Here is a 24,858-nt window from a genome sequence, read left to right as displayed (position 1 = left end):
ACCCGCGGGTGCCCGTTTTTTTGTATCGTGCGGATGTTAGTAACGGCGCAGCCACCAGCGCACCGCGAACAGCGAGGTGAGGCTGCCGAGCAGGGCGCTCGCCAGCACATCCAGCGGCCAGTGCATGCCGATCAGCATGCGCGACAGGCCGACACCGATGGCCCACAGCGGCAGCAGCCAGGCGCCGGCAGGGGCGCGTGCCAGCCAGATCAGGCCGAAGAACTGGGCCAGGCTCATGGCGGCGATGCTGTGGCCGGAGGGGAAGGCGTAGTTCACCTCCGCCTGCCAGTGGTTGGCGAGCCACTCGGGCAGTGCCAGCAGCTGGCTGGCCGCATGGACCTGCTCGCTGCGCACCTCCACCTTGCCGGCGTAGAACTGCTGGATGGCGGGGATCAGCTGCTGGCTCTCCAGCCAGAGCAGGTAGGGGCGGGGCTCCTCTGTCAGATGCTTGATCAGGCTCTTGATGAGCCAGTCGCCGGCCAGTACGGCAAACAGGGCGCCGCCGAGGGCCAGCAGCGCCGGCAGGCTCAGCGTCAGCTTGTGTCGGGTCAGCAGCAGCAGGGCCAGGATGCTGACGCCGATGCCGGGTACATCCACCATGCGGGTGAGGGCGTAGGGCCACCAGAGCCAGTCCGAGTGCAGGGCCTGGCTCATGAACGGTTGCCAGGGCAGGCAGGCCAGCAGGAGCAGCGGCAGGATCAGGGCGGCACTGAAACACAGCACCTGGCGGCGCGGTAGGGAAGAGGCGTGAGTCGGCATAACGGGGCTCGGCAAGGTGCCCATTCCTGGGCAGCAAAAAAAGAGGCGCCATTGTGCCAGCCCAACCCGGTCGGTCAAGTCGTGCCCCGCTCCCTGTAACACGGGGTTACAAATGAGTGTGGTGATGGTTTGATTGTTGACCAAGGCCTGCTGATGACGGGGGCGGTCAGCAGATATTGCCCAGGCAGGGCGCTTCATCGGGCGCAGATGAGGCAATCGCGCACCCACCCCGGCAGAAAGTCGCGGCGACGGCCGCGTATGGGTGAATAAGCATCTGAAACTTCGGTCTGTTTGGGCTAGAATGGCGCGCTTGTGGCCGCTAGCGAAGTGAGAGAGCCCGATGAAGATCGTCGTTGATGAAAATATGCCCCACGCCCGTGAGTTGTTTGCCGAGTTTGGCGAGGTCGTCCCGCTGCCCGGCAGGCAGATGCAGGCGGCGGATCTGCAAGAGGCCGACGTGCTGCTGGTGCGCTCCGTCACCCGGGTGGACGCCGCCCTCTTGGCCAGCTGTCCGCAGCTGAGCTTCGTCGGCACCGCCACCATCGGCACCGATCACGTGGACAAGGCGCTGCTGGCCGAACGAGGCATTCCCTTCTTCAGTGCCCCCGGCTGCAACAAATATTCGGTCGGCGACTATGTGCTCTCCGCCCTGCTGGTGCTGGCCGAGCGCCATGAGCTCAACTTGAGCGAGATGAGCCTCGCGGTCATCGGCGCCGGCAACACCGGCGAGTGCGTGGCAGGCAAGGCCGAGGCCCTCGGCATGCGGGTGTTGCGCTGCGATCCGCCCCGGGCCCGTGCCGCCGAAGCCAACGAGGCGGTGCAGTTTGTCGATTACCAGCAGGCCCTTGAGGCCGACATCGTCAGCTTCCACGTTCCCATTACCCGTCAGGGGCCGGATGCCACCTTCCATCTGCTGGATGCGGCGCAGATTGCCGCCCGCCCGGCCGGGCAGATCCTCATCAACGCCTCCCGCGGCGAGGTGTGGGACAACCAGGCCTTGCTGGCGCGCCAGCAGAGCCAGGCGCCGCTGCGACTGGTGATGGATGTGTGGGAAGGGGAGCCGGAGCCGCTGCAGGCCCTGGTACCCCACACTGAGCTCGCGACACCGCACATTGCAGGTTACAGCCTGGAAGGCAAGGCCCGCGGCACCTGGATGCTCTATGAGGCGCTCTGCCGCCAGCTGGGGCGCACGCCGCGCCAGGATCTGCAGAGTCTGCTGCCCATCCCCGAGGTGCGCGAGGTGACGCCGGGCCAGCCGGCGGATCAGGCATTGATCAAGCAACTGGTCCACCTTATTTATGACGTGCGCCGCGATGATGCCCGTTTTCGCAACCGGCTCGGTGTGGCGGGCAGCTTCGATGAGCAGCGCAAAGATTATCCGGAGCGGCGCGAGCTCTCGGCCCTGCAGCTAAAGGGGCCGTTTGCCAGCGATGCCCTGGCCCGGCTCGGGTTTGTCTGCCAGCCCGGCTGAGCGCTCTACATACTTGAAGGGGGGGAGCCTTGTCCCGCCCATACCCGGTCTGGCTGACGCCAGACCCGCTATCAGGCAGGTCCGCCTGCCAGCGGTGATGCCAGCGCGCGTCACCGGCACCATCATAGGAGAGAACAGCAGTGAGTCAGCAATTCAACGTAGCGGTATTGGGCGCCAGCGGCGCCGTGGGCGAGGCGATGATCGAGATCCTGGAAGAGCGTGCCTTCCCGGTCGCCACCCTCTATCCGCTGGCCTCCAGCCGCAGCGCCGGCGACACGGTGCGTTTTGCCGGCAAGAACGTCGAGATCCTGGACGTGGAGGAGTTTGACTGGAGCCAGGTGCAGATCGCCCTCTTCTCCGCCGGGGCCGAGGTCTCTGCCAAGTGGGCGCCGATTGCCGCCGAGCACGGTTGCATCGTCATCGACAACACCTCCTGCTTCCGTTACGACGAAGAGATCCCGCTGGTGATTCCGGAAGTGAACCCGGACGCCCTGGCCGATTTTCGCAACCGCAACATCATCGCCAACCCCAACTGCTCCACCATCCAGATGATGGTGGCACTGAAGCCTTTGCACGATGAGGTGGGTATCGCTCGCATCAACGTGGCGACCTATCAGTCCGTCTCCGGCTCCGGCAAGGAGGGGGTGAGCGAGCTGGCCAGCCAGACCGCCCATCTGCTCAACGGTCGTCCGGTGGAGCCCAGCCTCTACCCGCAGCAGATCGCCTTCAACCTGATCCCGCAGATCGACAGCTTCACCGACAACGGCTACACCCGGGAAGAGATGAAGATGGTGTGGGAGACCCAGAAGATCCTGGGGGATGCCAGCATCGCCGTGAACCCCACCTGCGTGCGGGTGCCGGTGTTCTACGGCCATGCCGAGGCGGTCCACGTCGAGCTGCATCAGCCGCTCGACGCCGAGCAGGTGAAGGAGCTGCTGCGCCAGGCGCCGGGCGTTACCCTGTTTGACGACGAAAATGACTATCCGACCCCGGTGCGCGACGCAACCGGCAAGGACGAAGTACAAGTGGGCCGGGTTCGCCAGGATATTTCTCACCCCTGCGGTATAAATATGTGGATCGTGGCCGATAACGTTCGTAAGGGCGCCGCGACCAACAGCGTGCAGATTGCCGAACTGCTGGTGCGCGATTACCTCTGATCGGCGAGTCCATGGGGCTGGCGGGGAGGGATGCCCGCCAGAGATGGCACCGCCGAGCGCGAGGCAGATGTGACCGGGGGCGCACAGTGCGACTTCTGGAATGTTTCGCGATATCAACTGATTAAGTTTTTTCCTACACTCAGGGGCAAGTTGGGTGCTAAATGTGTCGGACTGCTGGCTTGCAACCTGAGCCTGATTTATATTGAACCGACTGTTTTGGGGTAACTATCCAGATTTTTCAATGTGATAGGGCCGTCATACGAAGGAACGAATATGGGACATTCCCGCATAACATTGGCAACGCTACTCGCATTGGGTCTGCTGGGCATGGCCCAGGCCGAAGACTCGGCGCGGGAGCCCTTTTTTGTTGAGCTCAAAGGCCCCGACGAGCCGGCTCCGCCCGCCGTCAATTCCCAGCCGCTGGCACAACCCGTCGCCACTCCCAGCGCCACGCCCCAACCCAGCCGAGCGACGGCCCAGCCCATCGTGCGGCAGGTTGCGAGCAATGCCGGCAGTTATGGTCCCATTCGTCCCACCGACACCCTCTGGAGCCTGGCGAGCAAGTACCGTCCCTCCAGCAGTGTCAGCGTCTACCAGACCATGGTGGCGATCTACGAGAAGAATCCCCGCAGTTTCGCTGACGGCAACATCAACCACATTCTGGTGGGCTCGCGCATCCTGCTGCCCACCGCCGCCGAGGCCAGCGTCATCACCGATGCCGAGGCCCGCGCCAAATTCCGCAGTGACAACGCAAGCTGGAAAGGGCTGAGCCCGAAATACCTGGCCAACAAGCATGTTCAACCTGCCAAACCGGTGGCCACCAAGCCGGCCCAGCCCAAGGCGACTCCCACCAAGGCAGCCGAGCCGGCCAAGCCCGAGGTTGCCAAGGTAGCGCCCGCCAAGGCGGCGCCCATTCCGGCTCCGGTACCCAAGGTGGAGGCGCCCCAGCCGGCCACCGAGGTCAAGGAGGTCGCCAAGGCCCCCGAGCCGGTCGCGAGCCAGGCCGCGGCAACCAGTGCCGCCACCGCCAGTGCACCGGCCCCGCTGCCGGCCGACCTCGACAAGCCGGTCGGCAAGCCCTCCACCGAGATGGCGTTGGCGCTGGAAGATGCCAATGCCCAGCTCGGTCAGGTCACCGAGATGAACCACAGGCTCAAGCTGCGACTGCAGTCGCTGACCGAAGAGGTGGAGACCCTCAAGGCCCAGCTGCAGGATCAGACCGCCCTGCAAAAAGAGATTGCCGAGCTCAAGGCCAAGCCGGTTCCGCCGGCGGCGCCGGCCCCCGAGCCCAAGCAGAACTGGCTGATGGACCTGCTCTCCTCGCCGCTCAACCTCGCCATGATCATCCTGTTGCCGGTGCTGCTGGTGCTGGCGCTGGTGACCCTGTGGCTGCGGGCTCGTGCTCGTCGCGAGCTGGAAGAGCAGGAGAAGAGCCTGTCCGAATCCACCGCCATGGTGATGGATCAGGAGAGCAGCGAGTTTGACGAGCTGATGACGGTCGGCATAGCCGACGAGGAGCCGATGCGGCCGACACCGGATCTCAATACGCCGGATGGCTACATGGCGGTGGAAGAGCCCGCCGCGCCGGCCGATCTGGTGTTCAGCGATGATGGCGAGATGGATCTGGCCAGCTTCGATGCCGAGCCGGCACCAGCCGCCAAGGCCGCCATCCGGGATCCGGATCTGGTGCCCGATCTGGATCTGGCCCATGACGATCCCATCACCCTCGACACCGAGCCGGATCTCGATCTCGCCAGCGAGTTCAATCCCAAGCCCAAGGCTGACAACGAGGTCATGAGTGAAGAGGAGCTGCAGGCTGCCCTGTTCGCCGAGCTGGATGCGGATCTGGAGGCCGACCTGACGCTGGATGGCGCCGATGACGGCCAGCCGGACGCCGAGGCGGTGGTGAGCGATGAGGATCTCGCCTCCTTCGATCTGAGCGACTTTGAGACCGCCTTTGCCGAGCCGGGGGCCGACCAGGCTGCCGCTGCCGGTGCCGACGAGATGCTGGCTGAGCTGGGGCTGGAGCCCGAGCCGGTCAAAGGTAAGAAAGAGGCAGAACCGGATTGGGATCCCAACGAGATGGCCCTCTCCGATTTTGAGGATGCCTTCGCCGAAGTGGAGCCCCATCAGGGCGAGGTCAAGCCGCGCGAGCAGGCCCAGGAGAGCGGTTATGTCGAGATCGACAAGTTGCTGGCCGAGGCCGATGCCACCACCACGGAGCAGGAACCCTATCAGGGCTTCTCGCTGGATGTGGGGCTGGATGGTTTCCCCGAGGTGCTGCCGGAGTCCACCGGATTTGACGTGGATGCCGACGATGGCGGAGTGGGGGCCAAGCTGGATCTGGCGCGCGCCTACCTCGAGATCGACGACAAGGATAGCGCCCGCGAGCTGCTGCAGGAGGCGGCGGAGCAGGGCACCGAGCATCAGCGGGCCGAGGCCGAGAAGCTGCTCAAGCGCCTTGGCTAGGTAGCCACAGCACCATGATGACAGCAGGGGCAGCCGATGGGCTGCCCCTTCTTTTTGGCGCCTGGTCTGGCCTGGGCGCTGTGATTTGGGATTTTTGAGGCGAGATGGGTATAATCCGCCCCGTTTCTTTCACCGCATCCTTTCATCAGAAGACAAGTTTATCCATGCGAATTGCCCTAGGTATTGAATACGACGGCAGCCGGTATTTCGGCTGGCAGCGTCAGCGCGAAGTGATCAGCGTACAGGAGGAGCTGGAGAAGGCCCTCAGCCGGATCGCCAATCACCCCGTCTCCATCCAGTGTGCAGGACGCACCGATGCCGGCGTCCACGCCACCGGCCAGGTCATCCACTTCGATACCGATGCGAACCGTGCCGAAGGGGCCTGGACCCTGGGGCTCAACTCCAACCTGCCGCCCGACATCGCGGTGCGCTGGGTCAAGGAGGTGGACGAGGGGTTCCATGCCCGCTTCAGCGCCACCGCCCGTCGCTACCGCTACGTCATCTACAACCACAACTACCGGCCGGCCATCCTCGGCAGCGGCGTCAGCCACTACCACGAAGCGATCGACGCGACGCTGATGCACCAGGCGGGCCAGTGCCTCCTGGGTGAGCAGGACTTCAGCTCGTTTCGGGCCGTCGGCTGTCAGTCCAAGACCCCGTGGCGCAATGTGACCCACCTGTGCGTCAGCCGCCAGGGCCCCTATATCGTGCTGGATATCCGGGCCAATGCCTTCCTGCATCACATGGTGCGCAACATCACTGGCTCCCTGCTGCTGGTGGGGCAGGGGCTCAAACCGGTGGAGTGGGTGGCCGAGGTGCTGGCGGCCCGGGATCGCAACCTGGCAGGCCCCACCGCCAAGGCGGGGGGACTCTATCTGGTGGACGTGGATTACCCGCTGGAACTGGGCTTGCCGCGGGTGCCGATCGGCCCGTTGTGGCTGCCGGACTCGGCACCGGGTACGACCAGTTTTTAGTAACTGGGCCCGAAAATTTGTGGTTTAATGATCCGTCATTTATTGCCATCGAGCTATTAAGTCATTGAACAATCTAGGCTCGATGCGTTTTGTCAGGCACAAAAGCATTAAGGAATTCCATGAGCTGGCTTGAGAAGATCCTTCCCAAGAGCAAGATCACTGCCCCGCGTCGCCACAACATTCCGGAAGGGGTGTGGACCAAGTGCAGTGCTTGTGAACAGGTGCTCTACCGGGCAGAGTTGGAGCGCAATCTCGAAGTGTGCCCCAAGTGTGATCATCATATGCGCATCAGCGCCCGTGCCCGCCTCGAGAGCTTTCTCGACGAGCAGGGCCGCACCGAAGTCGGTGCCGAGCTGGAGCCGCAGGATGTACTGAAATTCAAGGATTCCAAGCGCTACAAGGATCGTTTGTCAGCCGCCCAGAAGGATACGGGCGAGAAAGATGCGCTGGTGGTGATGAAGGGGACCCTCAAGGGGGTGCCGGTCGTCGCCTGTTCGTTCGAGTTCTCCTTCATCGGTGGCTCCATGTCCTCCGTGGTGGGCGCCCGCTTCGTGCGCGCCGTCGAGGAGAGCATCAAGGAAGGTCGCGGTCTGGTCTGTTTCTCCACCTCGGGTGGTGCCCGCATGCAGGAGGCGCTGTTCTCCCTGATGCAGATGGCCAAGACCAGTGCGGCGCTGGACCGACTCTCCAAAGCCGGCCTGCCTTATATCTCGGTGCTGACCGACCCCACCATGGGTGGCGTCTCCGCCAGTCTGGCCATGCTGGGCGACATCAACGTGGGCGAGCCCAAGGCGCTGATCGGCTTTGCCGGTCCCCGCGTCATCGAGCAGACCGTGCGGGAGAAGCTGCCGGAAGGCTTCCAGCGCTCCGAGTTCCTGCTGGAGAAGGGCGCCATCGATCTCATCATCGACCGCCGCGACATGCGCAACCGTCTGGCCAGCCTGATCGCCAAAATGCTGAATACTCACGTCATCGAAGAGTGAAGATGAGTTCCAACATGCAACAATCCCAAAGCCGGTCGCTGGTCGACTGGCTTTCTTATTTGGAGCAGATCCACCCGGTCAACATCGACATGGGACTGGATCGGGTCGGCGCCGTGGCCCGCCGCATGGGTCTTACCCAACTGCCGTTCAAGGTGATCACGGTGGCGGGCACCAACGGCAAGGGCTCCAGCTGCGCCATGGCGGCCAGCATCCTGATGGCCGCCGGTTACCAGGTCGGCGTTTACTCCTCTCCCCATCTGCTGCGCTTCACCGAGCGGGTGCGGATCAACGGGGCCGAGCTGGCCGACCGCGATCACTGCACCGCCTTTGCCGAGGTGGAAGCGGCCCGCGGCGAGATAGCCCTTACCTTCTTCGAGTTCGCCACCCTGGCCGGTTTGTGGCTGTTCCGGCGCGCCGCGCCGGATGTGCTCTTGCTGGAAGTGGGGTTGGGCGGCCGGCTCGATGCCACCAATGTGGTGGAATCCGATGTGGCCATGATCACCTCCATTGCGCTCGATCACTGCGACTGGCTGGGGGATACCCGCGAGGCGGTGGCGGTGGAGAAGGCGGGAGTGTATCGCGCCGGCAAACCCGCCATCAGCGGTGAGCCCAACCCGCCCGTCACCATCGCCAGCGAGGCGGCCCGCCTCGGCGCCTGCCTGCGTCAGGTTGGCATCGATTTTCGTGGCGATGAGCACGAAACCGGCTGGGATTATCACGGCCTTCATCAGTGGCACGACCTGCCCAAGCCGGCCCTGCCGCTGATGAACGCGGTCACCGTGCTGGCGGCGCTGGAGTCCCTCGGTCTGCCGTTGCCGGAGTCCGCCATCCGTGACGGGTTGGCCAACGCCAGGCTGGCTGGCCGGATGCAGCAACTGCAAAGCGCGCCGCTGGTCATCGTCGATGTGGCCCACAACCCCCATTCGGCAGCCTATCTGGCAGCCCAGTTGCGCAAGCTGCCCTGCAGCGGCGTGCGCCGCGCCGTGGTCGGCATGCTCAAGGACAAGGACATGGCGGGGTCGCTTGCCGAGCTCGATGGCCTCATCGGCGAGTGGTATCTGGCTAGCCTGAGCGGCCCGCGGGCGGCGAGCGCGGCCCAGTTGGCGGCGGCCCTTGGCTGCGAGCGGGGGCCGGCGACCCCCTTTGACGATGTGGGGCAGGCCTATGCTGCCGCGTTGGCCGCATCGAGTCCTGATGATATGGTCATTGTGTTTGGTTCGTTTTACACTGTCGCCGACATTCTGGCGGGTGGCGCCATCTAGGCCACACCCCGGCTCCCCGGCCCTTTGGCGGGGAGCCAGATCGCATATTGAGTTACGTAAAGGTAGGATTCAACTTGGCCTCTAAGTTTCAAAACCGTCTGGTGGGGACCGTCATCCTGGTGGCCCTGGTAGTCATTTTTCTGCCGGATCTGATGGACGGCCACAAGCTGGAGCAGAAGGAAGAGGCGTTTGCCAAGATCCCGCTGCGCCCCGAGCTGGAACCCGCCAAGCCCGCCTTGCAGGTATCGGCCGCCAGCACCCTGCCGGCGGAACATCTGGCCAGCCAGCAGCAGGCGTCGGCTGCCGAACAGTGGCAGGTGGAAGAGGTGCCCGAGCCGGTCACCCTGGGGGCCAAGCAGGGCCAGCCGCAGGTGCAGCAGCCGGCCGCCAAGCCGGTGACCCAGCCCGTTACACCGCCGGCGGTCAAGCCCCAACCCAAGCCTGAAGTGATCGCCAAGAAACCGGTGGAGCAGCCCAAGCCCAAAGTGGTGCCGCCCAAGCCGGTAGAGGTGCAAAAACCGGTGGAGAGCAAGCCGCAGGCGGGCCAGATCAGGTCGATGGACGATCTCATCGCCAGCAAGATGGGGCAAGCGACCACGACCGCAGCCCCGGCAGCGACGGCCCCGGCCCAGGGCAGCTGGATCCTGCAACTCGGCGCCTTCAAGAACGTCGACAGCGTCAACGCGCTGGTGGGCAAGCTGCGGGCGGCGGGCTACTCGGCTCACACCTCGCCACGCACGCCGGTGCAGGGTCAGCTCAACCGGGTCTTCATCGGACCGGATGTCTCCAAGACCAAGCTGCAGGGCATGCAGAGCCGCATCGGCCAGATGACCGGCCTGAGTGGTTCCGTGGTGGCTTACAACCCCTAAGAGGGACCACAAGATAAAAAAATACCGCGCTTCATTCTGGATGGGCGCGGTATTTTTTTAGATGCATTTCACCGGTTTGGGCAGGCCGCCAATCTTGGTGGCCTGCTTGGCGGGGCCTTCCGGGAACAGCTTGTAGAGGTAGCGGCTGTTGCCCTTCTCGGGGCCGTACTGCTTCTCCATCGCCTTGACCAGGGCGCGAATGGCGGGGGAGGTGTTGAACTCCAGATAGAAGGCGCGCACGAAGCGCACCACTTCCCAGTGCGGCTCCTCCAGTACTATGCCTTCCTGCTCGGCCAGTACCAGTGCCAGCGCCTCGCTCCAGTCGTTGCTGTTGAGCAGATAACCCTTGGCATCGGTTTCGATGAGTTGGCCGTTGAATTCCAGCTGGTGGTGCTCGGACATGGTGGGCTCCTTGTGGCCTGTCAGGATTGGGCGGGCATGGTAGCGCCTTGTTCCCGGGTGAGCAACCGGCTCTCGTTGGCCAGGGCGAGCAATTCGTCCGCCAGCTGGCTGATGAGATTGAGCTGCTGGGTCAGCATCAGCTGCTCCTCGCTGCTGTCCGGGGTGATGACAGGGCACTGCCCCTCGATCTGCTCCGGCATCTCTCCCGCCAGATGGCCCGCGGCCCGCTCCAGGGTGTGGCTCAGGTGGCGGCTGATCTCGTCCAGCTCACCGATGGCCTCCAGCTTGTCGCGATGGGCGCCCAGCGCCGAGATGTAGGAGAGCAGGGCATGGTTGCGCCAGGTGAGGGTAAAGCAGAGGTCGAGGAAACGGCGGCGCTTTTGCGGCTCCACCAGCATGCTCTGCCAAGCCATGGCCAGCTCGCTGTCCGCCAGATGGGCGCTCTTGCGCGCCACCCGGTAGTCGAGTGACTCATCCCGCTGCTGCTGCAGGCTGGCGAGCACCGCCGAGAGGTAGCGGGCGTTGGCCGACAGCGAATTGGCGATAAGGGTCGGCAGCCGTTTGTACTGCCAGTCCGGCCAGAGCCAGGCCACCAGGGCGTAGGAGAGCAGGCAGCCGAGCAGGGTATCGAGCATGCGCGGTCCCAGAATGGCGAAGCCGATGCCGTCCAGCAGGTTGAACGCCATCAGCACGTAGAGGGTGATGAAGCAGACTGCGGCGCTGTAGTTGCTGCGCACCTGGGTGAAAAACAGGAAGGCGGCCAGCCCCATCACCACCAGCTGCACGTGCAGTTCCGGGAAGAGCCAGAGTACCGGGATCCCCACCAGCAGGCCGGCGAAGGTGCCGAGCATGCGCTGCACCAGCCGGCGGCGGGTGGCGCTGTAGCTGGGTTGGCAGACGAATAGCACGGTCAGCAGGATCCAGTAGCCCTTGTCCAGTTGGAAGGCCTGCAGAATGCCGTAGCCCACCACCAACCCGAGCGACAGCCGCAGGGCATGGCGAAACACCATGGAGTTGGGGGTCAGGTGCTGCTTGAGCTGGATCAGCAGTGGCAGGCGGGCGGGCCTGGCCAGGGGCGGCAGGCTCTGCGGGGCCTGCTCGGGGTTTTGCAGCTCCTCGGCGCTTTGCAGCAGCTGGTTGATGCTGGCCAGGTTGCGGCGCAGAAACTTCATCGGCGTCAGCAGGGTTTTCGGGTAGTGCTGCTTGAGGTGAGTGAACTCCAACTGATCACCGAGGGCCTCCAGCGTCCAGTGGATGCGCTTGTTGTGGGCATAGGGCTTGTGCACCAGGATGGCGTAGCCGAGCCGTTGGCACGCCTCGGAGAGTTGCAAAAAGACCTCCTGGAAGCCATCCAGCACGATGCCCTGCTTGAGCTCGGCTTCCAGCTTGCTGTAGGGGTAGTGGCTGGAGGTGGCCCGCTCGTGGATCTCCAGCGCCAGCAGGTAGAGGCGCAGCAGGCTCGCCAGCTCGGGGGAGGCTCGGTGACGGGTGCTGAGGCGGGCGTTGAGCGCCGACTTGGTGAGCGTCAGGGCATTGACCAGATTGATGTTGAGCTGGGCCAGGTTGTGGCGAATGGCCTGGGCGCCGTGCTCGTCGGCCGGAAAGAAGCGGGATTTTTCCAGCAGATAGCGGGAGAGAGCAAAGTAACTCTGGGCCAGCTGCTCGTGCAGGGTCTTGTAGGGCAGCAGCCAGAGCCAGACCAGCGACACCAGGCCATACCAGAGCGCCCCGGCGCCGAGGGCCAGCGGCTGATAGAAGAGATCCGGCGCCTTGGCGGCTCCCAGCATGGTGTAGATGGCGATAAGCAGGGAGCCAAAGCTGATGGTGGCGTAGCGCTGACCGAGCGCTCCCACCATCACGAAGATGAAGGTGGAGCTCGCGAGCCCGATGGCAAACAGCCAGGGGGTGGGGAAGAGGTACTGCACGCAGAGGGAGGCGAACAGGAAGCAGAGCAGGGTCATGGCGAGGTTCTTGACCCGGCCCCACAGGCTGTCGTCGGTCTCGGCGATGGCGCCAGCCACCACCCCGAGGGAGAGCAGCACGGTGAGCTGGATGTCGCCGGTCGCCAGGGTGAAGGCGAGCAGTCCCATGATGGCCAGCAACACCTTGAGGGCGAAATAGATATGACTGTCAGTCAGCAGCCGGCGCAGCAGGCCAGAGAAATCCGTGGGCATGGGAGAGCGCAACCCTTGAGCGAAACGAAAGCGAGAGCATAACCGGTCAACAACGAAACGGCCCTGATTTGGATCAGGGCCACTTCGCTTCATATCCTTGATTTGCAACTTATCCTGACAGAAACAGGCGCCAATAAAAACCCCGCCGAAGCGGGGTGTTTGATTAGTTGCGGTTGCCGCCGAGCAGGCTCAGCAGACTCAGGAAGATGTTGTAGATGGAGACATACAGAGTGACGGTGGCGGAGATGTAGTTAGTCTCGCCGCCGCGCACGATCTGCTGGGTGGTCAGCAGGATGGCGCCGGAGGAGAACAGCATGAACATGGCGGAGAGGGCCAGGCTCAGGGCGCTCATCTGCAGGAAGATGTTGGCGACCATGGCCACCAGCAGCACCCAGAAACCGACGAACAGCATGCCGCCGATGAAAGAGAGATCACGCTTGGTGGTCAGGGCATAGGCCGACAGACCGAAGAAGGTGAGCGCAGTGCCGCCGAGCGCGGTCATCACTATCTCGCCGCCGCCGTTGTTCATGTACATGTTGATGATGGGGCCCAGGCTATAGCCCAGCAGACCGGTCAGGGCGAAGGTGAACACCAGCCCCATACCGTTGTCACGATTCTTCTCGGTCAGGAACATCAGACCGTAGACGCCGATGAGGAAGATGGCCCAGTGCAGGGGCGGCATGTTCATCACGGTGGCTACCCCGGCCACCACGGCAGAGAAGCCAAGAGTGAGGGAGAGCAGCATGTAGGTGTTGCGCAGTACCTTGTTGGTATCGCGTGCGGCACTCTGGGTGCCGGTATAGATAGAACGGGTATCCATCTTGGGTGTCCTCTTGATTTCCGGGGTGAAGCGGCAATCCGCTTCGTTAACGCATTGTATGCACTGAATGTCGGGATGACGAGCGCTGATTTCAAGCCCCACCCCAGCCTGTTGCTCCCTACTATCCCAAATCAAATATGTATTGCATATGAACAAGGGGCTGACGTAGTATGCACGCCGTTCGGAGGGGTGGCAGAGCGGCTGAATGCACCGGTCTTGAAAACCGGCGATGGGCGACCATCCGTGGGTTCAAATCCCACCTCCTCCGCCATTTATATGATTGATTCGGTTGGGTATTTTTGTATCTGTGATTTTGGGTGTGCCAGTGAGCATGCCATTTGCTATTCGCTGGCGTACAACCTAGATGAACTGCTTCAGACACAATGCTGCTCGATTAAAGTAATCAACTAAAACCATACACTTGATTAGGCCGATCCTTGGTTTTGCTGGCGGTATTCCATCATTGCGTTGATGTGGACGCCACCAGTTGTAGTAATCCATCAGGTAATAAGTGATATCCCGCTTCGCTCCCCGCAGACTCATGTGTCCCGTCGCAGGAAGCCACTCTGACTTCAAGCTCCTGAGCAGTCTCTCCATTGGGGCGTTATCCTAGCAATTTCCACGCCGACTCATACTCTGAATCATGCGATAGCGCCACAGTTGTTGCCGAAATGCCCGGCTGCCATATTGACTGCCTTGGTCAGAGTGAAACAGCACACCGTATGGGCAACCCCGCTGCTGATAGGCCATCTTCAGTGCTTTGATTGCCAGCTCTGCATCAGGCTTGTCAGACATCGTCCAGCCCACGACTCGCCGGGTATGAAGGTCAAGCACCACTGCTAGGTAATGCCAACGAGCACTCGCCCAGACGTAGGTGATATCGCCACACCACACCTGATTGGGTTGCGGAACATCAAATTCGCGGGCCAGCAGATTCGGGATATCCGGTCGTTCAGAACATGCGACCTTATAACGGTGTGCGCCCGGCTGTTTGGATGCCAACCCAGCTTCCTTCATCAGGTTATGGACGTTGAATCGGCCAATCTGAGACCCCCAACTCCGCATCATCGACATCAAAGCAGGGCTGCTTGCCGAGTCCCGGCTCGCTTTAAACAAACGGCACAACTCGCTTCGTTGTTTCATCCGCTCACGGTTAATCGTCCGCTATCAAGAGGGCAGTAGCTTTTCTAGTATGCCCTTTTCGCGCTCGAGCAGGTTAATGGGGCTTCCAGCTCCAGGATTTTCTGCTGCTCCGGAGTCAGCGTTTGCACCAGGGATGCAGCTTCCTGTTTGAATTCGGCAGTAAACGAGCGACGTAATCCTGTCATGGAACACCTCAGATTATGGTGGCGACTCTACCACCTAAAATGGTGTCCGGATGATTAGATCACTACACTTGATCTGCTAGTTTCCATCCTAAATGGTCATGATCAGGTGCTCGGTGTGACCTGGCAGACAATGGCCTGGTCGGGCAATAGGGCTGAGCAGAGCTATCAAGGTGTCAAAATCCGAAACCCGTTGGCGGGTTTCGGATTTTTTTATGGGCATTTGGCAGACCCGGAGCCGGCCGGCTTATCTGCTCTGCTGCTGCGTTGTCAACACCTGTGCTATGCCTGCCAGTATGGGGGCGGCGTAGTCGAAGAAGTGCTTGATCCCGGGGCAGAGGTAGTTCAGGCCAAGCTCGCCATCCGGGGCCCTGATCAGACGATTCTTGGGGCATTCGCCCCAGCAGAGCGTCAGGTAGGGGCATTGGCGGCAATATTCGGGCAGGCTGTCCCGCTTGGACATGCCAAAGGCCTCCTGGCGGGTGGAGAAGGCCATGTGGCTCAAGGGGCGTTGTTTGATATCCCCCAGCCGGTACTCCGGATAGACGAAGTGATCGCAGGAGAAGACGCTGCCATCGTGCTCGATGGCCAGGGCCTTGCCGCAAAACTCGGCGGTGACGCAGAGCTGGGAGGGGTATCCCATGGTCTGGGCCACGGCGGTTTCGAACAGATTGACCAGCACTCGCCCCAGGTCGTTGTTGACCCACTCCTCGAACACGGCTGCCAGAAAGGTGCCCCAGTCATCGGGATCCACCGACCAGTCAGTGACGATCGACATGGGGTGACCGGGTTTGCTCAGCTCGCTGCCGACCAGGGGCAACATGCTGTCGTTCCAGAATTGCGGGGCCGTGCGTTTGAAGTCGCTGGCCTCGACGCAGGGGGTGAACTGGATGTAGCTGGCCCCCAGCTCCTGGGTCAGAAAGCGATACACCTCAAGGGGATATTTTGCATTGTGCCGGTTGATGACGGTCAGGGCATTGAAGGGAACCTGATGCTGGCGCAGCAGCGCGGCCGCCGCCATCACCAGATCGAAGGTGGGTTTGCCGCTGCGGGTCACCCGGTATTTGTCGTGCAGTGCGCGGGGCCCGTCGATGGAGAGACCGACCAGAAAGCCGTGCTCCTTGAGAAACCGGCACCACTCGTCATTGAGCAGGATGCCGTTGGTCTGCAAGTCGTTGCGGATGCTGACCCCGGGCGGGCAATGCTGTTGCTGCAGCGCCACTATCCGGCGAAAGTAGTCGATGCCGAGCAGGGTCGGTTCACCGCCCTGCCAGGAGAAGACGATCTCGTCGCCATCTTGTCCCTCTATGTAGCTGCGGATGAAGGTATCCAGCGTCTCTTCATCCATCCTGGGTTGTCTCGGTTGATGGAGCAGCTCTTCCTTGTGCAGGTAGAAGCAATATTGGCAATCGATGTTGCACTTGGAGCCCCCCGGTTTTGCCATGACGTGGAAGCGGCGGGCATAGGCGCCGCTGCTGTCACGGCTGGCGGTTTTGAGCGGGGTGACGTCCAGGTGTGTGGTGTCACGGGTCCGGATCTTGTTCATCGTTACTCTGCTGGTGGCGGCGGGCGAGGTCGGTCCGGGGTGGGTGCCTGACGAGGTGCCCAGCTCTGCCGCATGAAGAAGATGGCGGAGGGATAACCCTCCGCCGCGTGGTTTACTGCTGAGTTTTCTGCATGGCTTCCTGAATGACCTTGGCCATGTCGAAGGTGGTACTCCCCTGAACCGGCGGATACTTGACCAGGGTGTTGACGTGCTCGCCGACCATCTCGCTGACCGGTGCCAGCATCCAGGACATCTTCTGCAACAAGTGGCCGTTGGCATCGACGGAGTCGTAACTCTCGAACGGATCGGCTCTCAGGTTGTAGAGCTTGGGCTTGGAGAGCGGGGTGAGGTTGTCATAGTAGTTTTCGGCCACCGCGAAGTGGAACTTCCAGGGGCCGACTCGCACCGCAGAGAGCTTGTCCTCGAAGTAGTAGAAGATGGAGTTGCGAGCCGACTCCTTGCTCTTGCCTTCCCAGTAGGCGAGGTTGTTGACGCCATCTATGTACTGCTTCTTCTCGTCCATCATCTTCTTGTTGACGTCGGGGACGCCCGCTGCCGCCGCCAGGGTGGTGAAGAGATCCTGGTGACCCTGGATGCCGTTGAGCACGCCACCCGCCGGGATCTGGGCTGGCCAGCGCGCCATCATGGGCACCCGGACGCCCCCCTCATAGGTGGTCATCTTCTCGCCGCGGAACGGCGTGGTGGCGCCATAAGGCCAGGAGGAGTGTTCCGGACCGTTGTCGGTGGTATAGATGACGATGGTGTTCTCTTTCAGCCCCCGTTTTTCCAGCTCGTCGAGCAGATAGCCGATGTCGCTGTCGTGCTGCATCATGCCGCTGCCATGGTAGTCGTATTCGCTGGTGTACTGCTCGGCTGCGTAGCGCCACTTGTCGTTGAGACGGGTATAGAGGTGCATGCGGCTGGTGTTGACCCAGGTGAAGAAAGGCTTGTCTTCCTTGATCGAGCCGTCGATGAACTTGAGGGCGGCCGGGATCATCTCGGCGCGGTCGAACTCCTTCATCCGCTCCTGACCCAGCGGGCCGGTATCGGTGCACTTCTGTTTGCCGACTTCGCCGAAACGCGGGTCAACCGTCTTGTCTTCGGTCTCGGTGGCATAGCAGTGCAGGACGCCGCGGGTACCGAACTTCTTGCTGTACGCCTCGAGCGAGCCTGAATACTGCTTGGCAAAATTCTGGTAATCCCGTTGCTCGTGTTCTTCCTGGGTATTGAGGTGATAGAGGTTGCCGAAGAATTCGTCGAAGCCGTGGACGGTCGGCAGGGCAAAGTTGTGATCCCCCAGGTGGTTCTTGCCGAACTGGCCGGTCTTGTAGCCGATGGCCTTGAGCACTTCGGCCAGAGACGGGGACTCTTTCTTCAGGCCCAGGGCGCCACCTGGCATGGCCACCGTCGTCATGCCGGAGCGAATGGGGTACTGGCCGGTCAGGAAGGCGGCGCGGCCCGCCGTCGAACTCGGCTGGGCGTAGTGATCGGTGAACTTGATCCCCTCCTTGGCGATCCGGTCGATGTTGGGGGTGGTGTAACCCATGGTGCCCATGCCATAGGCGCTGACGTTCTGCCAGCCGATGTCGTCACCGAAGATGACCACTATGTTCGGTTTATCCGTTTTTGCCATGACGCCGGCAGAGAGGATCATGCTCACCGCCGCCGATATTTTCCCTAGTTGCATCTTTTCGCTCCGTGTAGGCTCAGAAAAAACCTCGTTGGCCGAACGACTTGAGCATTCATGACACGGCGGCCCGTTGAGCCCGGGGGCCCCATGCGAAGAATGACGCGGCAAGCCCCCAGCTTATTACTTAACCGCCGACTAATAACCTGAATGTCAGTTGTGTCGTGTGCAGAGTGTGATGGCGATCTCATGTCGCCGAGCAGACCTGCGTGATCGAGCTGTGCGTGGCAGGCGTGACAGGAAAAGGGTGAGGCGCCTCTTTATTCCGGCGCCATGACAGGTCAATCTGGTCAGATAGATGATGTGCCGCCTGCTCAGAGGGGGACCGCGCGGATCTGTGCCCGCGGCGACCGGATGACCACGAGGTGCATCGGTATGGAGGCGCTGGCGAGCAGCGCCATCAGGTGGCGACATGGCAGGAGAGAGGAATGGACAATACCGAACGATTTTCAGCTCGCGTTGAGGCTTATGTAAAATACCGCCCCGGCTACCCGCCGGCCATGCTGGACTTTCTGGCCGATGAGCTGGCCATGGGACCCGCTAGCCAGGTGGCCGACATAGGAGCGGGCACCGGCATCCTGACGGCGCTGCTGGCCCCTCGGGTGGCGCGGGTCTGGGCAGTGGAGCCGAATCAGGAGATGCGCGAGGCGGCGCAGCAGTTGCTGGCCGGGGTTGCCAATGTCGGCTGGTCTGACGGCCGGGCCGAGGTCACCGGTCTGCCGGATGGCTGTGTGGATCTCATCACGGTGGCCCAGGCGTTTCACTGGTTCGATCGTCCTGCCTTCAAGCAGGAGTGTCGGCGGCTGCTAAAGCCAGGTGGCAAAGTGGCCCTTATCTGGAACGACAGGCTGACTGACACCCCGTTTCTCAAGGCCTACGAGGCGGGGCTGCGCACCTATTCGGGGGACTATGAGGAGGTCAATCATCGCAACCTGGGGGAGGTGGATTTTGCCGCCTTCTTCGAGGGAGATTACCGGCTCGAGCGCTTCGCCAACCGTCAGCTGTTCGATCTCGACGGGGTGCTGGGGCGGCTAAACTCCTCCTCCTATGCCCCGGTGGCCGGTTCGCAGGCCCATACCGAGTTGACGGCGCTGATTGCCCGGGAATTTGAGCGCCACGCCGTCAACGGTGTGATTGCCTTCAACTACAACACCCTGCTCTACAGCGGTCGTGTGTAGCCGGGTCAGATAAAAGCGGCCCCTCGCATCGGGGACGAGGGGCCGCAAGGGGGCAGTGCAATCGGCTCGCTGCCAGTGGGTTGCCGCCGGGCTAACCCTTGTTCAGGCCCAGCATGGCCATCGCCTTGGCCAGAGTATCGACGGATTCCTGATGCTTGCCCGCATTGTGCAGTGCTTCGCCTTCGGCACGCAGTTTCTTCACCTGTGCCAGTTGCTCGGTGCTCAGCGGCGGGGACTTGGCCAGGGCATCGTCAATCTTCTTCATGTCGGCGGGACAGTGAAAGGCGAGCACGCTGCCGGTAAAGAGCAGGGTTAACAGAAACAGGGCTGGTTTCATCTTGATTACCTCACTGGTGGACATCTGCAAGGATAGACCTCACCGCCGCCCTTGTGTTGGCCGGCATCGCAACTCGATTCACTCGGCGAGAGGGGCTGAGTTCTGCCTCTCAGACGCGGCCAGGGGCGATGCGGGGAAAGGAGAGGGTAAAGCAGCTGCCTTTGCCCGGCGCCGAGCGAGCCGTCAGGCCGCCACCCAGCACCGAGGTGGCGATGCGGCGGCAGATGGAGAGCCCCAGTCCGGAGCCCCCCTTGCCCAAGGTGGTGGTAAAGAAGGGATCGAAGATGTGGGCCAGTACGTTGGGCGCCATGCCGCGACCGTTGTCCAGCACCTCCAGGTGGATGGATTGTTGGTCCTGATGGGCCCGGATCTCGATGCGTCCATCCTGGCGATCCCCGATGCCATGGAGGAGGGCGTTGTGGATCAGGTTGAGCAGCACCTGGCTGAGGGGGCCCGGGTAGCTGTCGCAGAGCAGCTCCTCGTCGATGAGATTGTGCAGCACGATCTGATCAAACCCGGGACCGGCCTTGAGGTTGGCCAGGTTGTCGTCGATGAGGCGCCTGAGATCGAAGCTGCGCCGGCTCTCCGAGGTCTGCTCGATGGCCACCTGCTTGAAGCTGCTGATCAGCTTGGCCGACTGGGTGATGGCCTGCAGGGCCAGCTCGCTCATCTCCTGGCTGGCGTGCACAAACTCCTCCAGCGTGGTGCGACGGATAGTCTGAGCCCCCAGCTGGGCGGCCAGCTGCCGGGTTTTCTCCTGCAGGGCCGTGGTGGCGATCAGGGCGTTGCCGATGGGGGTGTTCAGCTCATGGGAGATGCCGGCCACCATGGCTCCCAGCGCCGCCAGGGTTTCGGTGTGGATGAGCTCCTCCTGGGTTTTTTTCAGACTGTCGAGGGTGTGGGTCAACTGCGACTTGTGCTGTTCCAGCTCTTCTTGCGTCTCCTGCAGACGAATATTGTCGTAGAGGGTGTGCATGCCCTGCTGCACCGAATCACGAAACTGCAGGAGCAGTTGCCGGTAGAGGCCGCCGTAGTCGTTCTCCTCCCGGCTCAGCACGCAGATGGTGCCGAAGAGTCTGCCATCGGGCCAGCAGAGCGGCAGACCGCAATAGGAGATCATGCCGACTTTGATGTCAGGATTGTGCTGCCATTCGGGATCCTTGAGGGCATTGGGCACCAGAAGCTCCTGGCGGGTATCCATGACCCGCTCGCAATAGAGGCCGGAGTCGAGGTGTTCGCGGGCCCCGGCCGGATAGCAGTTGTCCGGCGTCTGGCTGGTGATGAACACTTCTATCTCGCGAGGGTGTACCCGCATGATGAGCCCGGCCGGCACGTGAAACAGCTCAGCCATCAGGTTGACGGTCTTCTGCCAGGAGAGACGCAGGGAGTCCGGGATCTCGAGCTCGGGGGCGATCGGGTACTTGGATAGGCTCGCAGACATGAAGGCGTTCCTGTTTGCTGGGGCTGGGGTGAGTGGACTGTATTCCCATTCTAGTTGTCCGGCGCGGGCCCTGCGTGTCATGAGTTGACTGATCCCGCAGGGTTGAAGCGAGCGGGAAGCAAACGGTACCATGGCTGTTTTGCTCACAATTGCGCCAACCAGGGAGACCCCATGACACTCGCAAGGTTCCTCTCACCCCTGACCAGTCTGGTGATCTTCATTCTGGGTCACGGCATGTTCAACACCCTGCTGACTGTGCGCCTCTCTGCCGAGCAGGTATCGGCCCAGGCCATCGGCCTGGTCTCGGCCGCCTACTTCGGCGGTCTGGTGCTGGGGGCCTTCGTCAATGCCCGCCTCATCATCCGGGTGGGCCACATCCGGGCCTATGCGGCCTATGCCTCCCTGCTCTGCTTTCTGTTTCTGCTGCACGGCATGGTGGTGGAGCCGCTCAGCTGGGCGGCGCTGCGGCTGGTGGGTGGCTTTGCCACCGGCGGCCTGTTCGTGGTGCTGGAGTCCTGGATGCTGGTCTCCAGTACCCCGGCCAACCGGGGCCGGCTGATGTCCCTCTACATGATCCTGCTCTACGGCTCCCTGGCGCTGGGACAGCTGCTGCTCAAGTGGGTGGATCCCATGGTGCTGACCCCGTTCGCCCTGTGCGCCATGGCGGCGACCCTGTCGGTGATCCCGCTGGCCATCTCCCGAGTGGCGACCCCGGCCATGGTGGCGCCCCAGCCGGTCGGCGTCTTGGAGCTGGTGCGGCTCACTCCGGCGGGGATGGGCAGCAGCTTTACCTCCGGTCTGGTGCTGGGGGCCATCTATGGCCTGTTGCCGCTCTATTTCACCGACAGCGGCTCGTCCCTCTCCCAGGTGGCGGACATGATGGCGCTGGTGATCCTGGGGGGCATGTGCCTGCAGTACCCCATCGGTCGCCTCTCCGATCGCTACGACAGGCGAGGGGTGATCCTGCTGCTCGGCGCCATTTTGGCGCTGCTGGCCCTGTTGATGGTGCTGCTGCCGGATGCCTGGCGTGGCCCCGCCGAGGGGGGGCTGGTGTTCCTGCTGGGAGGGATGGCGTTCTCCATCTATCCCCTGAGCCTCAGTCACGCCTGTGACGAGCTGCGCCCGGATCAGGTGCTGGGGGCCAATCAGGGGCTGCTGCTCGCTTACAGCCTGGGGGCCATGACCGGGCCGCTGCTGGCACCGTTTGTCATGGCGCAGTTCGGGCCAGAGGGGCTGTTCGTCTACTTTGCCCTCTGCGGTCTGCTGCTGGCGGGTTATCTCGGCTGGCGCAGGCGGCAGCGGGCACCCATCCCCTTGGCCGAGCACCAGGTCTTCATCCCGGTGCCGCCCAATACCCCCATGACGGCGGAGCTGGAACCGAGAACGGATCTGGACGGGGAGGTGGTGCCCGCCAGCTACGCCACGCCCGGGCCGGATGAGGGCCAACCGTCGAAAGCCGGCTGAGCCTTTTCGCACCAATAAAAAAAGCCGACTCTGTGAGTCGGCTTTTTGTCCATCTGGTCGCTATCAGGCGGTCACGGCATCGGCCTTGGTCGCAGCGGCTTCTGGCGCCGGGTTGCGAATGAGGTAATCAAACGCCCCCAGCGCGGCGGTCGCCCCTGCGCCCATGGAGATGATGATCTGCTTGAACGGCACTGTGGTGGCGTCCCCTGCGGCGTAGACACCGGGCAGGGAGGTGGCGCCCTTGGTGTCGATCTCGATCTCGCCAAAGCGGGTCAGGGCCACCTCGCTCCCTTTCAGGAACTCGGTGTTCGGTACCAGACCGATCTGCACGAAGATGCCGGCCACCGCCAGGTGCTTGATCTCGCCGGTGGTGCGATCTTCGTAATCCATGCCCACCACCTTGCTGCCGTCACCGATCACCTCGGTGGTGCGGGCGCTCATGATGATATCGATGTTGCTCATGGAGCGGGCCTTCTTCTGCAGCACCTCGTCGGCACGCAGGGTATCGGCGAACTCCACTACGGTGACGTGTTCGACGATGCCAGCCAGATCGATGGCCGCCTCGATGCCGGAGTTGCCGCCACCGATCACCGCAACCCGCTTGCCCTTGAAGAAGGGGCCGTCACAGTGCGGGCAGTAAGCCACGCCCTTGGTGCGGTACTCGAGCTCGCCCGGTACGTTCAGATCGCGCCAGCGGGCACCGGTCGCCAGGATCACGGCGCGGCTCTTCAAGGTGGCGCCAGAGGCGAGATCCACGTTGACGTAGCCATCACGGCTGATGGCGGCGGCGCGCTGCTCGGTGATCACTTCCACGCCGTACTGCTTGACGTGCTGCTCCAGGCTCGCGGCCAGCTTGGGGCCTTCGGTGTAGGGCACTGAGATGAAGTTCTCGATGCCGACGGTGTCCATCACCTGGCCACCGAAACGCTCGGCGACGATGGCGGTGCGAATGCCTTTGCGAGCGGCATAGATGGCCGCTGCGGCACCGGCCGGGCCACCACCGACAACCAGCACGTCGTAGGGAGCTTTTTCACTCAGTTCAGCGGCCTTGCGCTCGGCGGCGCCGGTGTCGAGCTTGGCGACGATCTCTTCGAGCGAAATGCGGCCCTGGCTGAACGGCTGACCGTTCAGGTAGACGTTCGGTACTGCCATGATCTGACGTTCGTTGACCTCGTCCTGGAACAGGGCGCCGTCGATCATGGTGTGAGTGATGCCGGGGTTCAGGGTCGCCATCAGGTTGAGCGCCTGCACCACGTCCGGGCAGTTGTGGCAAGAGAGCGAAATATAGGTCTCGAAGTGGAACTCGCCCTTCAGATTGCGGATCTGCTCCTGCACAGCCGCATCGGCCTTGGAGGGGTGACCGCCGCTTTGCAGCAGGGCAAGCACCAGGGAGGTGAATTCATGACCCATGGGGATGCCGGCAAAATGAACGCGCGGGGCCTGGCCCTTCGGCGCGACGCTCATGGAAGGCTTGTGGGCATTGGTGCCAGAGGTCTGGGTAATTTTGGGGGACATCTCGGCGATCTCGCTGGCCAATGCCAGCAGTTCGGCGGATTTGTCGCTGTCGTTGCCGGACACGCTGATCTCGATGGGATTGACGATGTACTGCAAGTAACCGTTGAGTTGTTGTTTGAGGTTGGTATCTAACATGGTCGAATTCCTTCTTGTTGAATGCGGGTCGGCGTTTTGTCAGGCCAGAAAGCAGACCGGCGCCTTTTCTGAGGTCCGTAAACAAAACCGGCCCTTGAACGGGCCGGTCTTCAGAGCGGGGAGGCTTAGATTTTGCCTACCAGATCCAGGGACGGGGCCAGGGTGGCGTCGCCTTCTTTCCACTTGGCCGGGCACACTTCACCCGGGTGAGCGGCAACGTACTGGGCAGCCTTGACCTTGCGCAGCAGTTCCAGGGCGTCACGGCCGATGCCGCCAGCGTTGATTTCAACGATCTGGATGATGCCCTGCGGGTCGATGACGAAGGTACCGCGGTCAGCCAGACCAGCTTCTTCGATCATCACGCCGAAGTTGCGGGTGATGGTGCCGGTGGGGTCGCCGATCATCGGGTACTGGATCTTCTGGATGGTGTCAGAAGTGTCGTGCCAGGCCTTGTGGGTGAAGTGGGTGTCGGTGGAGACGGCGTAGATCTCGACGCCCAGCTTCTGGAATTCGGCGTAGTTGTCGGCCAGGTCGCCCAGCTCGGTCGGGCAGACGAAGGTGAAATCAGCCGGGTAGAAGAACACCACGGACCACTTGCCTTTCAGGTCAGCGTCAGACACCTGAACAAATTTGCCATTGTGGTAGGCGGTAGCGTTGAACGGCTTGATTTCAGTGTTGATGTAGGTAGACATGTATTTGCTCCTTGGTGATGTACATGTGCTCGTCCGGTAGTGAAGAGTCGTGCCAGACGAGGCGTTTAACTTTCGATGGGTTCATCATAGGGGCTTTTCCTAATCGGTCAAAGCCGCAATTTTGAATCACTTAAATCGACTTATTAGATAAAACACCTCTGCTGTACCTAACATGAATATCGCCAGCATGCAGAGATA

General features: G+C 62.3%; 19 protein-coding genes, 1 tRNA gene and 1 pseudogene. 10 read left to right on the top strand and 11 right to left on the bottom strand.

Annotated elements, in window-relative coordinates; all coding sequences use genetic code 11:
- Window positions 1-36: 36 nt before the first annotated feature.
- On the bottom strand, window positions 37-783 hold the full coding sequence (locus ACB033_RS10340) for a phosphatase PAP2 family protein (protein ID WP_139724585.1): 747 nt from the start codon (window positions 781-783) through the stop codon (window positions 37-39).
- A gap of 316 nt (window positions 784-1,099) precedes the next feature.
- Here ACB033_RS10340 and ACB033_RS10335 point away from each other — a divergent pair, with 316 nt between their 5' ends.
- From ACB033_RS10335 to dedD, 7 genes are all read left to right on the top strand, one after another.
- Window positions 1,100-2,230, top strand: coding sequence for a 4-phosphoerythronate dehydrogenase (locus ACB033_RS10335; RefSeq protein WP_139724587.1), 1,131 nt, complete (start codon window positions 1,100-1,102; stop codon window positions 2,228-2,230).
- Between the two features lie 140 nt (window positions 2,231-2,370).
- The gene (locus ACB033_RS10330) at window positions 2,371-3,387 is read left to right on the top strand and encodes an aspartate-semialdehyde dehydrogenase (RefSeq protein WP_139724589.1); all 1,017 of its coding nucleotides are present in this window, start codon (window positions 2,371-2,373) and stop codon (window positions 3,385-3,387) included.
- Between the two features lie 273 nt (window positions 3,388-3,660).
- Window positions 3,661-5,856 carry a FimV/HubP family polar landmark protein gene (locus ACB033_RS10325; RefSeq protein ID WP_139724591.1) on the top strand — a complete coding sequence of 732 codons (2,196 nt, stop codon included), beginning with the start codon at window positions 3,661-3,663 and terminating at the stop codon, window positions 5,854-5,856.
- 164 nt (window positions 5,857-6,020) lie between these two features.
- On the top strand, window positions 6,021-6,830 hold the full coding sequence (truA, locus tag ACB033_RS10320) for a tRNA pseudouridine(38-40) synthase TruA (protein WP_139724593.1): 810 nt from the start codon (window positions 6,021-6,023) through the stop codon (window positions 6,828-6,830).
- 119 nt (window positions 6,831-6,949) lie between these two features.
- The gene (gene accD, locus ACB033_RS10315) at window positions 6,950-7,813 is read left to right on the top strand and encodes an acetyl-CoA carboxylase, carboxyltransferase subunit beta (protein WP_139724595.1); all 864 of its coding nucleotides are present in this window, start codon (window positions 6,950-6,952) and stop codon (window positions 7,811-7,813) included.
- A gap of 2 nt (window positions 7,814-7,815) precedes the next feature.
- Entirely contained in the window at window positions 7,816-9,075 is a 1,260-nt protein-coding gene (gene folC, locus ACB033_RS10310) for a bifunctional tetrahydrofolate synthase/dihydrofolate synthase (RefSeq protein WP_162519821.1), read from the top strand.
- 74 nt (window positions 9,076-9,149) lie between these two features.
- Window positions 9,150-9,944, top strand: a complete 795-nt coding sequence (gene dedD, locus ACB033_RS10305) for a cell division protein DedD (protein ID WP_017783038.1) — start codon at window positions 9,150-9,152, stop codon at window positions 9,942-9,944.
- Between the two features lie 57 nt (window positions 9,945-10,001).
- Here dedD and ACB033_RS10300 read toward each other — a convergent pair whose 3' ends face one another.
- The 3 genes from ACB033_RS10300 to ACB033_RS10290 all read right to left on the bottom strand — a co-directional run bounded on the left by ACB033_RS10300 (window position 10,002) and on the right by ACB033_RS10290 (window position 13,340).
- Window positions 10,002-10,346 (bottom strand): TusE/DsrC/DsvC family sulfur relay protein, encoded by a 345-nt coding sequence (locus tag ACB033_RS10300; protein WP_011706490.1) that lies wholly within the window; start codon window positions 10,344-10,346, stop codon window positions 10,002-10,004.
- A gap of 20 nt (window positions 10,347-10,366) precedes the next feature.
- Window positions 10,367-12,520, bottom strand: coding sequence for a YccS family putative transporter (yccS, locus tag ACB033_RS10295; RefSeq protein ID WP_139724599.1), 2,154 nt, complete (start codon window positions 12,518-12,520; stop codon window positions 10,367-10,369).
- A 163-nt stretch (window positions 12,521-12,683) separates the two neighbouring features.
- On the bottom strand, window positions 12,684-13,340 hold the full coding sequence (locus ACB033_RS10290) for a Bax inhibitor-1/YccA family protein (protein WP_005302492.1): 657 nt from the start codon (window positions 13,338-13,340) through the stop codon (window positions 12,684-12,686).
- A 183-nt stretch (window positions 13,341-13,523) separates the two neighbouring features.
- On the opposite strand from ACB033_RS10290, the gene ACB033_RS10285 reads away from it, so the two are divergent.
- Window positions 13,524-13,611 (top strand) — tRNA-Ser (locus ACB033_RS10285).
- A 132-nt stretch (window positions 13,612-13,743) separates the two neighbouring features.
- Here the strand turns inward: ACB033_RS10285 and ACB033_RS10280 are convergent.
- The 3 genes and pseudogenes from ACB033_RS10280 to ACB033_RS10270 form a co-directional block, all read right to left on the bottom strand.
- Window positions 13,744-14,668: pseudogene (locus tag ACB033_RS10280) on the bottom strand (IS3 family transposase).
- Window positions 14,669-14,912: 244 nt separating this feature from the next.
- Window positions 14,913-16,211 carry an anaerobic sulfatase maturase gene (locus tag ACB033_RS10275; protein WP_139724602.1) on the bottom strand — a complete coding sequence of 433 codons (1,299 nt, stop codon included), beginning with the start codon at window positions 16,209-16,211 and terminating at the stop codon, window positions 14,913-14,915.
- A gap of 112 nt (window positions 16,212-16,323) precedes the next feature.
- Complete coding sequence (locus ACB033_RS10270; RefSeq protein ID WP_139724803.1) at window positions 16,324-17,865, bottom strand: arylsulfatase; 1,542 nt, start codon at window positions 17,863-17,865, stop codon at window positions 16,324-16,326.
- Between the two features lie 461 nt (window positions 17,866-18,326).
- On the opposite strand from ACB033_RS10270, the gene ACB033_RS10265 reads away from it, so the two are divergent.
- Entirely contained in the window at window positions 18,327-19,076 is a 750-nt protein-coding gene (locus tag ACB033_RS10265) for a class I SAM-dependent methyltransferase (RefSeq protein WP_065018572.1), read from the top strand.
- A gap of 91 nt (window positions 19,077-19,167) precedes the next feature.
- On the opposite strand, the gene ACB033_RS10260 is transcribed toward ACB033_RS10265, so the two are convergent.
- Window positions 19,168-19,413: a hypothetical protein gene (locus tag ACB033_RS10260; RefSeq protein ID WP_005299713.1), complete on the bottom strand. Its 246-nt coding sequence runs from the start codon at window positions 19,411-19,413 to the stop codon at window positions 19,168-19,170.
- A gap of 109 nt (window positions 19,414-19,522) precedes the next feature.
- Complete coding sequence (locus ACB033_RS10255) at window positions 19,523-20,854, bottom strand: GAF domain-containing sensor histidine kinase (protein WP_139724604.1); 1,332 nt, start codon at window positions 20,852-20,854, stop codon at window positions 19,523-19,525.
- 171 nt (window positions 20,855-21,025) lie between these two features.
- On the opposite strand from ACB033_RS10255, the gene ACB033_RS10250 reads away from it, so the two are divergent.
- Window positions 21,026-22,318: an MFS transporter gene (locus tag ACB033_RS10250; protein WP_139724606.1), complete on the top strand. Its 1,293-nt coding sequence runs from the start codon at window positions 21,026-21,028 to the stop codon at window positions 22,316-22,318.
- A gap of 63 nt (window positions 22,319-22,381) precedes the next feature.
- Here ACB033_RS10250 and ahpF read toward each other — a convergent pair whose 3' ends face one another.
- Window positions 22,382-23,968 (bottom strand): alkyl hydroperoxide reductase subunit F, encoded by a 1,587-nt coding sequence (ahpF, locus tag ACB033_RS10245; protein WP_371140503.1) that lies wholly within the window; start codon window positions 23,966-23,968, stop codon window positions 22,382-22,384.
- 125 nt (window positions 23,969-24,093) lie between these two features.
- On the bottom strand, window positions 24,094-24,660 hold the full coding sequence (ahpC, locus tag ACB033_RS10240) for an alkyl hydroperoxide reductase subunit C (protein ID WP_005299724.1): 567 nt from the start codon (window positions 24,658-24,660) through the stop codon (window positions 24,094-24,096).
- Between the last annotated feature and the right edge of the window lie 198 nt (window positions 24,661-24,858).

This window comes from Aeromonas sp. S15(2024) (genome assembly GCF_041402265.1).
GTDB lineage: Bacteria > Pseudomonadota > Gammaproteobacteria > Enterobacterales > Aeromonadaceae > Aeromonas > Aeromonas dhakensis.
Note: the sequence above shows the minus strand (reverse complement) of the source record. Positions and strands in the feature narration are given on the sequence as shown.